Raw genomic sequence first — 9,458 nt, 5'->3', positions numbered from 1 at the left:
GCCTGGCGCTGCATGTTCGAGCCCATCAGCGCGCGGTTGGCGTCGTCGTTCTCAAGGAACGGGATCAGCGCGGCGGCGACCGAAACGAGCTGCTTCGGGGACACGTCCATGAAGTCGACCTTGTCGACCGGCGTGACGATGACTTCACCGGCGCGGCGGCAAACGATCAGGTCGTCGGTCAGACGGCCGCTCGCATCGGTCGCGGCGTTCGCCTGGGCGACGTTGTACTTCGCCTCCTCCATCGCCGAGAGATAGATGATCTCGTCGGTGAGCTGGCCGTCGCGGATGCGGCGGTAGGGGCTCTCGATGAAGCCGTACTTGTTCACCCGCGCGAAGGTGGCGAGCGAGTTGATCAGTCCGATATTCGGACCTTCCGGCGTTTCGATCGGGCAGATGCGGCCGTAATGGGTCGGGTGCACGTCGCGCACCTCGAAGCCGGCGCGCTCGCGGGTCAAACCACCCGGGCCAAGCGCCGAAAGACGGCGCTTGTGAGTGACTTCCGAAAGCGGGTTCGTCTGGTCCATGAACTGCGAGAGCTGCGACGAGCCGAAGAACTCGCGCACGGCGGCAGCCGCCGGCTTGGCGTTGATCAGGTCCTGCGGCATCACCGTGTCGATATCGACCGACGACATGCGCTCCTTGATGGCGCGCTCCATGCGCAGCAGGCCCAGGCGGTACTGGTTCTCCATGAGCTCGCCGACCGAGCGCACACGGCGGTTGCCGAGATGGTCGATGTCGTCGATCTCGCCCTTGCCATCGCGCAGGTCGACCAGCGCCTTGACGACCGCGAAGATGTCCTCCTTGCGCAGGATGCGCACGGTGTCTTCGGCGTCGAGATCGAGACGCATGTTCATCTTCACGCGACCGACGGCCGAAAGGTCGTAGCGCTCCGAGTCGAAGAACAGCGACTGGAACATGTTCTCGGCGGTCTCGAGCGTCGGCGGCTCGCCGGGACGCATCACGCGGTAGATGTCGAACAGCGCTTCCTCGCGGCGCGAGTTCTTGTCCACGTTGAGCGTGTTGCGGATGTAGGGACCGACCGTGATGTGGTCGATATCCAGCACCGGGATCTCGTCGAAACCTTCATCGGTCAGGAGCTTGAGCAGCTTCTCGCTGATCTCCTCGCCCGCCTCGGCGAAGACCTCGCCGGTCGCCGGATTGACCAGATCCTCGGCAATGTACTGGCCGTAGAGATCCTCGTCAGTGGCGCGCAGGAACTTCAGGCCCTTCTCGGCGAGCTGGCGGGCGGTACGGGCGACCAGCTTCTTGCCGGCCTCGACCACGACCTCGCCGGTGTCGGCGTCGATCATGTCGACCGTCGCCTTGAAGCCCTTCATGCGCTCGGCGTCGTAGGGAACGCGCCAGCCCTGCTTATCCTTGGCGTAGGCGATGTGGTTGTAGAAGCGGCTGAGGATCTCCTCGCCGTCCATGCCGAGGGCGAACAGCAGCGACGTCACCGGGATCTTACGCTTCCGGTCGATACGCGCGTAGACGATGTCCTTGGCGTCGAACTCGATGTCGAGCCAGGAGCCGCGATAGGGAATGATGCGCGCGGCAAAGAGCAGCTTGCCCGACGAATGGGTCTTGCCCTTGTCGTGATCGAAGAACACGCCCGGCGAACGGTGCATCTGCGAGACGATGACGCGCTCGGTGCCGTTGACGATGAAGGTGCCGTTATCCGTCATGAGCGGCATGTCGCCCATGTAGACATCCTGCTCCTTGATGTCCTTGACCGACTTCGCCTGGGTGTCGGGATCGATATCGAACACGATCAGGCGCAGCGTCACCTTGAGCGGGGCCGAGAAGGTCATGCCGCGCTGACGGCATTCGTCGACGTCGTATTTCGGCGGCTCGAAGGTGTATTTCACGAATTCGAGCAGCGAAGCGCCAGCGAAATCGCCGATCGGGAACACCGACTTGAAGACGGACTGCAGGCCCTCGTCGGAGCGGCCGCCCTTGGGCTCGTCCACCATCAGGAACTGGTCGTAAGACGCCTTCTGAACCTCGATGAGGTTCGGCATCTGCGCGACTTCCTTGAGTTTTCCGAAGAACTTGCGGACGCGTCTGCGGCCCTGGAGCGAATTGACCATGTTGTTCCTCGCGATCTCTCTCGGACGGCTCACCCGGCGGCCCGCTCGCGGACCAATCTTGGCAGCCACAGGCCGCCGGGGGAGCCGTTCGGCGCTTCGGCGCGCCGACATCAACTGAACTGGCTTTCCCGATGGGGCTCGCGCCCCGGAAAGCCTCTTGCATTCCTTGCGCCGCATTCCGCTTGCCGGAAACGACGCAACAGCCCCGGAGGCGGAAGACCGCCCCGGGACTGTCGTGTACGACTAGGGTCGGACCGGCATCAGCCGGCCCTGCTCACTTGAGCTCGACCTTGGCGCCGACGGCCTCGAGCTGCTTCTTGAGCTTCTCGGCCTCGTCCTTGGTCACGCCTTCCTTGAGCGGCTTCGGAGCGGCTTCCACCAGATCCTTGGCTTCCTTCAGGCCGAGACCGGTGATGGCGCGGACTTCCTTGATCACTTCGATCTTCTTGTCGCCGGCGGCGGCGAGAACGACAGTGAACTCGGTCTGCTCTTCAACAGCGGCAGCCGGAGCGCCACCGGCCGGGCCAGCCGCAACAGCGACGGCGGCAGCAGCGGAAACGCCCCACTTCTCTTCGAGAAGCTTGGCGAGGTCAGCGGCCTCGAGGACGGTCAGGGAGGACAGCTCGTCAACGAGCTTAGCAAGATCAGCCATGGTATGTTCCTACGATAAAGAGGTTCGAACGTTGATCAGGTTGGCAGACGGCCTCAGGCCGCATCCTTGTCGGCATATGCCTGAAACACGCGAGCGAGCTTTGCAGCAGGCGCGGTCGAGAGCTGAGCGATCTTGGTTGCCGGGGCCTGGAGAAGGCCGAGCAACTTGGCGCGCAGTTCGTCGAGCGAGGGCATCGTGGCCAGGGCCTTGACACCATCCGGGTTCAGGGAGGTCTTGCCCATCGCGCCACCGAGGATGACAAGCTTGTCATTGTCCTTGGCGAAAGCGACGGCGACCTTCGGCGCCGCGACCGGATCGCTGGAATAAGCGATCAGGGTGGGGCCCTTCAGCAGGGGGCTGATGGACGCGACGTCGGTGCCTTCAAGAGCGATCTTGGCCAGCCGGTTCTTTGCGACCTTCACAGTGGCGCCATTGGCCTTCATCTCACGACGAAGCTTCTGGAACTGTGCCACCGTCAAACCCGCATAGTGGGCCACAACAACGACCGACGTGTTTGCGAACACGCCGTTCAGTGTCGCGACGGCATCATTCTTTGCCGCTCTTTCCACTGGGCTCTCTCCGGTAGGCGGCAAGACGAAACCTTGCCGCCAGTTGCACTTATCGCGCAGGCTAGGCCGATTGACACCGGCCGGTCACATGCGCGACGCTCAGTGCCCTGTCCCCTTCCCCGGCATGAGCCACGGTCGGGCGAGATGGTTCGAACCGTCTCGAGGTCTCTCGACCTCGGGTAAGCTCTTGCACCGTCTATGCAGGCCTCTTGGCGAAATTATGCCCTCGGGCGAACCCGAAGCGCACCTGCAGTCTCAGACAGGACTGGGTGATTCCGGCACGAAGATCGCTCCGCGCGCCCGAAAAACCCATTCTTCGACGGTAAACCGTCGAAAAACGCGAAACGGACCTCCTCGTGCAAAGCACGCGGAAGCCCTGATCACTTATGGAAACATCGGGATGTCATAGCGACTTCCCTCGCTTCTGCCAAGTGGTGTCTTGATCCCGCGAGATCAAGACGAGCTTGCGGCCGGCGCGAAGCCGGCCGCATGGGAGCCTATCAGCCGCCCAGAACCGTGTTCGGCTCGATCTTGACGCCCGGACCCATGGTCGAGGAGATCGCGACGCGCTGGACATAGGTGCCCTTGGCGCCGGCGGGCTTCGCCTTGGCAACCGAATCCGCGAAGGCACGGATGTTCTCTTCGAGCTTCTCAGCCGTGAACGAGACCTTGCCGACGGCGGCATGCACGATGCCGGCCTTCTCGACGCGGAACTCGACCGAGCCACCCTTGGAGGCTGCAACCGCGCTGGTCACGTCCATGGTCACCGTCCCGACCTTCGGGTTCGGCATCAGGCCGCGCGGGCCGAGCACCTTACCGAGGCGGCCGACGAGCGGCATCATGTCCGGGGTCGCGATGCAGCGATCGAAATCGATCGTGCCCTTCGAGACGATGTCGACCAGTTCCTCGGCGCCAACGACGTCGGCCCCGGCCTTCTTGGCCTCCTCGGCCTTGGCGCCACGAGCGAACACGGCGACGCGCAGGACGCGGCCCGAGCCGTTCGGCAGGTTGCAGACGCCACGGACCATCTGGTCGGCGTGACGCGGATCGACACCGAGATTCATCGCAACTTCGACGGTCTCGTCGAACTTGGCGGTGGCGCGGCCCTTGATCAGGGCGACGGCTTCGGTGAGCGGGTAGAGCTTGGTGCGGTCGATGCCCTCACGGGCCTTGACGACGCGTTTTCCGACGTGTGCCATTGATCCGTTCCCCTCAGCCCACGACTTCCAGGCCCATGGACCGGGCAGAACCCCGGATCATGGCCACGGCCGATTCGACGTTATCGCAGTTCAGATCGGCCATCTTCTTCTCGGCGATCTCCTTGAGCTGCGCCGAGGTGACCTTGCCGACATTGCCGCCGCGACCCGGGGTCTTCGAACCCGAGGTCAGGCCGGCCGCCTTCTTGAGGAAGTACGAAACCGGCGGCTGCTTCATCTCGAAGGTGAAGGAGCGATCCTGATACGCGGTGATGATCACCGGGATCGGCATGCCCTTTTCCATCTGCGCGGTCTTCGCATTGAAGGCCTTGCAGAATTCCATGATGTTGAGGCCGCGCTGACCCAGCGCCGGACCGATCGGCGGCGACGGATTGGCCGCGCCCGCCGGAACCTGAAGCTTCACGTAGCCCGTGATCTTCTTTGCCATGATGGCTGCTCCTGCCGTCCGAACCGGTGCCTACCGGAACGACGACGACCCCTCCCGGACAAAACGCGTCCCGGGCCGGGGTGGTTGCAGAGCGTGGTGCGGCGAGGAATTCCGGTTGGCAAACCGGCACGCCTTCCACGCATGTGAGGCGCGGCCTATGGCATACTCGGGAACGAAGGGGAAGAGCTTTCGCGCTGCGGCATCTTCGCGGCCGCCCTTGAAGAGCGCCCCGCACCCCGCTGGACATAGTCGCCGAGCGCAATGCCGATGTGCAAGACGACCAGCCCCATCAGGACGAAGGCAAGCCAGGCATGGCTCTTGAGCAGTTGCTCGGAATAGCCGGCCCCTTCCGGCCAGATCGCCGGCAGCGTCAGGCCAAGGGCGAGTTCCCGCGCACCAAAATCGGACACGCCGGCCCAGCCGAGCATCGGCACGATGATCAGCGCGGCATAGAGCACGCCATGGACCGCCCTGTCTCCGCCCCCTTCCCGCCAGTGACCGGTCAGGCGCGCGAGCACCCTGTAGGCCATGCGGAAGAGCACGAGCCCGAACAGCCCCGCACCGGTCGTCTTGTGCAAGGTGTAGAGCGTGTCCGCCATCAGCCCATCGCCGATCTGCTTCATCAAGACACCGGAGCAGAAGAGCACGAGGACCAGCACCGCGGTGGCCCAGTGCAGCAGCTTTGCCAGGAACGGGAAGCTGCGCTGCCCCGCGCGATGCGCGGCGGCGCCCACCACAAGCCCCTCCCGGGACGGCGATATCGGCATGGTCATGCGCGCATCCGTTGCGTCTCGGACATGAAGCCATCGACGGTCTGACGGAGTTCGGCAGCCTGGCGGCCGAGATCGGCAGACGCGTGCGTGACCGTCTCGGCAGTCCGACGCCAATCCTCGACCATGCCGGCGACCTGTTCGACCTGATCAGCCAGGAGGCGGACATCGCCGGCGGTCTTGCTTGTGCTCTCGCTGATCGAGCGAGAGCTCGCATCCTGCTTGCGTGCCAGATCGGCGATCGAATCGGCAGCGCGCTCCACCTGGTTGACCGAGGTGACCAGCGCACCGACCCGCATGGTGATGCGCTGAGCCGCGACATTGATCGAATCGAGCCCGCTCCGGACCTGATCGGTCGCTTCGGCGGAGCGGTTTGCCAGCTGCTTGACCTCGGCTGCAACCACGGCGAAGCCGCGGCCACTCTCTCCGGCCCGGGCCGCCTCGATCGTGGCGTTGAGTGCGAGCAGATTGGTCTGGTTCGCGACCGTACCGATGATCTTGATGATCTCCGAAATTGCCCCAACCGCCTCGCATAGCACCACCGTATCGGCCGTGGCCTCCTCGACCAACACCTTGGCGGCGGTCGCAACCTCTGTCGTCCGCTGTGCCTCGCCAGCCGTCGTCGTCAACAGGCGCGAGATATCGATCAGCGAGCGCGAGACATCGTCGACATGGGTCGAGGCCCGCTGCGTCGAGCCGGCTGCGGCGGCCGCTCGCTCGTCCACGGAGCCCGAAAAGCGTGCGAGCTCGCCCGACGCGCCCGACATGCGCGCCGCATGTTGCTCCAGCACCGTTGCAATCGAAGCGATGCGCTGCTGGAAGGCCTGCCCCTGCAATTGGAGACGGTCACGCCGCTCGACCTCGTGCGACAGCACCTCGAGACGCTGTTTGGCCGCCTCCTGCTGGGCCTGCTCGCCGCGCAGATGGGCCAGCAGCGCCCGCGCCAGCATGCCGATCTCATCGCGCCGGATCGCCAGCTTGCCGATCCAGGCCCGGTCCCGCTCGACCGAGCCCAGGGCGCGCGCCATCCCGGTGATCGGCCGCACCAGCCAGCGATATTCCAGCGTGATGACGAGAACGACCAGGAACATGCCGAGCAGCGACAGCAGCAGCTTGTTCTGCCGGGCGTTGTCGACATGCAGAGCCAGCCGACCGCTGACCTCGGTCATGCCCTCGTTCAAGGCGACGCGCAGTTCGTTGCGCTTCGCGGCGAGCCGCTTCAGCGATTCGCGCGCTCCGATATGGTCCGATCCGACCTGCCCCGACAGCTCTCCGAGAAGATCGACAGCCTCCTGCGCGCGCGCATGGACGGAGCCGTGAAGGCGCATGGCGATATCGGCGACGCTCCGCGCCACCACTTCGATATCGGCTTTCTCCGCGGGCGGCCCGCTATCGGACAGAAGCGAGGCGTTCAGCCGCTGATAGGCGGAATCGGCTTGGGCGAGCGCATCACCCGCGCCAGCATAAGCCACCAGATCCCGCGAGAATTGCGTCAGGCGGATCGAGCTGACGACATCGGCGGCGGCAAGGAGAAGCGCAACAAGACCAAGCAGCGCGCCCCAGACGGCAAGACGCTGACCGACAGTTGCCTTGAAGCTCTTCGGAAACATGCAAGCCCGCGCCGGATTTTCGGCGCGGACCTTGCGTCAGCATCGCTTAAAAGTGACTTAACCAACAAGCTGCCGCAGAAAAATGCGGCCCTCGTGCAAGAGCGCGATCAGATCTTCTCGACCTGGCCGTATTCGAGCTCGACCGGCGTGGCGCGGCCGAAGATCGAGACCGCGACCTTGAGGCGGGCGCGTGCGTGATCGACGTCCTCGACGACACCGTTGAACGAGGCGAAGGGGCCGTCGGCAACCTTGACCTGCTCGCCAACCTCGAAGACCACCGTCGGCTTCGGGCGTTCGATGCCCTCGGCGACCTGGCCCTTGATCCGCATCGCCTCATGCTCGGGGATCGGCATGGGCTTGGCCTTGTCGGCCCCCAGGAAGCCGGTGACCTTCGGCGTGTTCTTGATCAGGTGATAGACCTCGTCGGTCATCTCGCACTTCACCAGGACGTAGCCCGGGAAGAACTTGCGCTCGGCGTCCACCTTGCGGCCACGACGAACCTCGACGACCTTCTCGGTCGGGACCAGCACCTCGTCGAACTTGTCGGCGAGATTGCGCTGCGCCGCCTGATCGCGGATCGACTGCGCGACCTTGTTCTCGAAGTTGGAATAGGCGTGGACGATGTACCAGCGGGTGCTCACGTCAAAACTCCGCTCAGCGTGCGCCAAGGATGAAACCGAGCGACCAGCGAATGATCGTATCGGTAAAGAGGAAGAACAGGCTCGCAGCCACGACCATGGCCAAGACGAGGCCGGTGGTGATCAGCGTCTCGCGCCGCGACGGCCAGGTAACCTTCGCGGCCTCCGAGCGCACCTCCTGCAGGAACTGGAAGGGGTTGGACTTCGCCATTGAGTGGTCACCTCGGTTTCGGGCCGCGCCCGATTCGGACGTCCTGAAAGATTCGCGGCGCGGGGCTCAGGGAGCCGCGCGCCGTCATGAGGCCTCTTACAACGCTCCGGCACGTTAGCCAAGCGCTTTTGATCCGAGCGCTCTCGTCAACCTCGGGGTGCTGCGGGCTTGCGGCCAGGCGATCAGCAGGAAGGGCGGACGTTCGCRCTCCCTCGCCCACTCCGGATGTTCGCCAACCTGATCCGGACCGCCCCCCCCATTCCTCGAGATGGGTCAGGATGAATCCGGCCGCCAGCAACAACTGGAGATAGGTTCCGATCGTTCTATGCTGCTTGATGATGCCCTCGGCCAGCCAGTTCGTCCGGCGCGGCCCTTCGTCGAGATAGGCCCCGACCGGCCATGTCGGCAGCCCCGATGCGTCGCTTGACCAATCCTGGTGCCGGGGCGCCGTCATTATCGGGTGCTCGACGGAGCAGACCAGCACGCCACCAGGAGCGAGTGCTGCATGAACTCGGGCAAGCCAACTTTCGAGCCCCGTCAGATAGTGGAAAGCGAGCGAGCTGTAGGCCAGGTCGAGGGCCTCCGCCTCCGGGCTGAACTGCTCCAGATCAGATTTGAGATAGGACACTGCCGGGTCGCGCGTCTCCGCATGAGCCCGCGCCAGCATCCGCTCGGAAAGCTCGACGCCCAGGACGCTCGCCGCGCCCTGCCCGGCTGTCCAGCGGCAGAACCAGCCAAAACCGCAGCCAAGATCGAGCACGCGCTTGCCGCGCAGTTCCGGCAGGAGGCGGCGCAGCGCATCCCACTCGGGGGCGACGTCAAGACCGTGGATCGAGCGTGGAGCTGGCTGTAACCTTGGAAAAGGTCTCGTCGCCGTAGATGTTCTGCGTCATCGCAGTACGATCGCGAGACTGGCAGGGGCGGCAGGGCTCGAACCTGCGACACCCGGTTTTGGAGACCGGTACTCTACCAACTGAGCTACACCCCTGTAGTCGCGCAGTGCTTTGCCCCAACCCGCCGCGCATTTCAAGTCGAAAAAGAACCGATGTCGACAAGGCTGTGAGCAAAAAGAAAGGGCGGCGTTTCCGCCGCCCTTTCCGAACGCGATGGCGCGCTGTCGATCAGGCGATGATGCTGGCGACGACGCCGGCGCCGACGGTCCTGCCGCCTTCGCGGATGGCGAAGCGCAGCTTCTCCTCCATCGCGATCGGCACGATCAGGTGCACTTCCATGGTGATGTTGTCGCCAGGCATCACCATCTCGGTGCCCTCAGG

Annotated in this window: 11 protein-coding genes and 1 tRNA gene; all 12 read right to left on the bottom strand. The window is 64.5% G+C overall.

Annotated features, from left to right (window positions below; translation table 11 throughout):
• The coding region (gene rpoB, locus AC1D34_RS28385) for a DNA-directed RNA polymerase subunit beta (protein WP_476826003.1) at nt 1-2,090 on the bottom strand (2,090 nt) is incomplete at its 3' end.
• Nucleotides 2,091-2,364: 274 nt separating this feature from the next.
• The gene (gene rplL / locus AC1D34_RS28380) at nt 2,365-2,742 is read right to left on the bottom strand and encodes a 50S ribosomal protein L7/L12 (RefSeq protein WP_043237129.1); all 378 of its coding nucleotides are present in this window, start codon (nt 2,740-2,742) and stop codon (nt 2,365-2,367) included.
• A 53-nt stretch (nt 2,743-2,795) separates the two neighbouring features.
• Entirely contained in the window at nt 2,796-3,311 is a 516-nt protein-coding gene (gene rplJ / locus AC1D34_RS28375; protein WP_043237131.1) for a 50S ribosomal protein L10, read from the bottom strand.
• 500 nt (nt 3,312-3,811) lie between these two features.
• Nucleotides 3,812-4,510 carry a 50S ribosomal protein L1 gene (gene rplA, locus AC1D34_RS28370; RefSeq protein WP_043237132.1) on the bottom strand — a complete coding sequence of 233 codons (699 nt, stop codon included), beginning with the start codon at nt 4,508-4,510 and terminating at the stop codon, nt 3,812-3,814.
• 13 nt (nt 4,511-4,523) lie between these two features.
• Nucleotides 4,524-4,955, bottom strand: a complete 432-nt coding sequence (rplK, locus tag AC1D34_RS28365; protein WP_069880157.1) for a 50S ribosomal protein L11 — start codon at nt 4,953-4,955, stop codon at nt 4,524-4,526.
• Between the two features lie 155 nt (nt 4,956-5,110).
• Entirely contained in the window at nt 5,111-5,728 is a 618-nt protein-coding gene (locus AC1D34_RS28360) for a cytochrome b (protein ID WP_476826002.1), read from the bottom strand.
• Nucleotides 5,725-7,335 (bottom strand): methyl-accepting chemotaxis protein, encoded by a 1,611-nt coding sequence (locus tag AC1D34_RS28355; protein ID WP_476826001.1) that lies wholly within the window; start codon nt 7,333-7,335, stop codon nt 5,725-5,727. The genes AC1D34_RS28360 and AC1D34_RS28355 overlap by 4 nt, the downstream gene beginning before the upstream one ends.
• A 107-nt stretch (nt 7,336-7,442) precedes the next feature.
• Nucleotides 7,443-7,976 carry a transcription termination/antitermination protein NusG gene (gene nusG, locus AC1D34_RS28350; protein WP_043237137.1) on the bottom strand — a complete coding sequence of 178 codons (534 nt, stop codon included), beginning with the start codon at nt 7,974-7,976 and terminating at the stop codon, nt 7,443-7,445.
• A 13-nt stretch (nt 7,977-7,989) separates the two neighbouring features.
• The gene (gene secE, locus AC1D34_RS28345; protein WP_043237138.1) at nt 7,990-8,184 is read right to left on the bottom strand and encodes a preprotein translocase subunit SecE; all 195 of its coding nucleotides are present in this window, start codon (nt 8,182-8,184) and stop codon (nt 7,990-7,992) included.
• 7 nt (nt 8,185-8,191) lie between these two features.
• Nucleotides 8,192-8,968, bottom strand: coding sequence for a class I SAM-dependent methyltransferase (locus AC1D34_RS28340; RefSeq protein ID WP_476826004.1), 777 nt, complete (start codon nt 8,966-8,968; stop codon nt 8,192-8,194).
• Nucleotides 8,969-9,096: 128 nt separating this feature from the next.
• Nucleotides 9,097-9,172: transfer RNA gene (locus tag AC1D34_RS28335), tRNA-Trp, on the bottom strand.
• A gap of 133 nt (nt 9,173-9,305) precedes the next feature.
• The coding region (locus AC1D34_RS28330) for an EF-Tu C-terminal domain-related protein (protein WP_476769738.1) at nt 9,306-9,458 on the bottom strand (153 nt) is incomplete at its 5' end.

Source organism: Allobosea sp. P1_A7, assembly GCF_056406775.1.
This window is presented reverse-complemented; position numbering and strand designations above follow the sequence as displayed.

What these genes read in the sequence shown, in the direction of transcription:
- rplL (WP_043237129.1), bottom strand. Translation starts at nt 2,742, where the DNA reads ATGGCTGATCTTGCTAAGCTCGTTGACGAGCTGTCCTCCCTGACCGTC.
- rplA (WP_043237132.1), bottom strand. Translation starts at nt 4,510, where the DNA reads ATGGCACACGTCGGAAAACGCGTCGTCAAGGCCCGTGAGGGCATCGAC.
- rplK (WP_069880157.1), bottom strand. Translation starts at nt 4,955, where the DNA reads ATGGCAAAGAAGATCACGGGCTACGTGAAGCTTCAGGTTCCGGCGGGC.
- AC1D34_RS28360 (WP_476826002.1), bottom strand. Translation starts at nt 5,728, where the DNA reads ATGACCATGCCGATATCGCCGTCCCGGGAGGGGCTTGTGGTGGGCGCC.
- AC1D34_RS28355 (WP_476826001.1), bottom strand. Translation starts at nt 7,335, where the DNA reads ATGTTTCCGAAGAGCTTCAAGGCAACTGTCGGTCAGCGTCTTGCCGTC.
- secE (WP_043237138.1), bottom strand. Translation starts at nt 8,184, where the DNA reads ATGGCGAAGTCCAACCCCTTCCAGTTCCTGCAGGAGGTGCGCTCGGAG.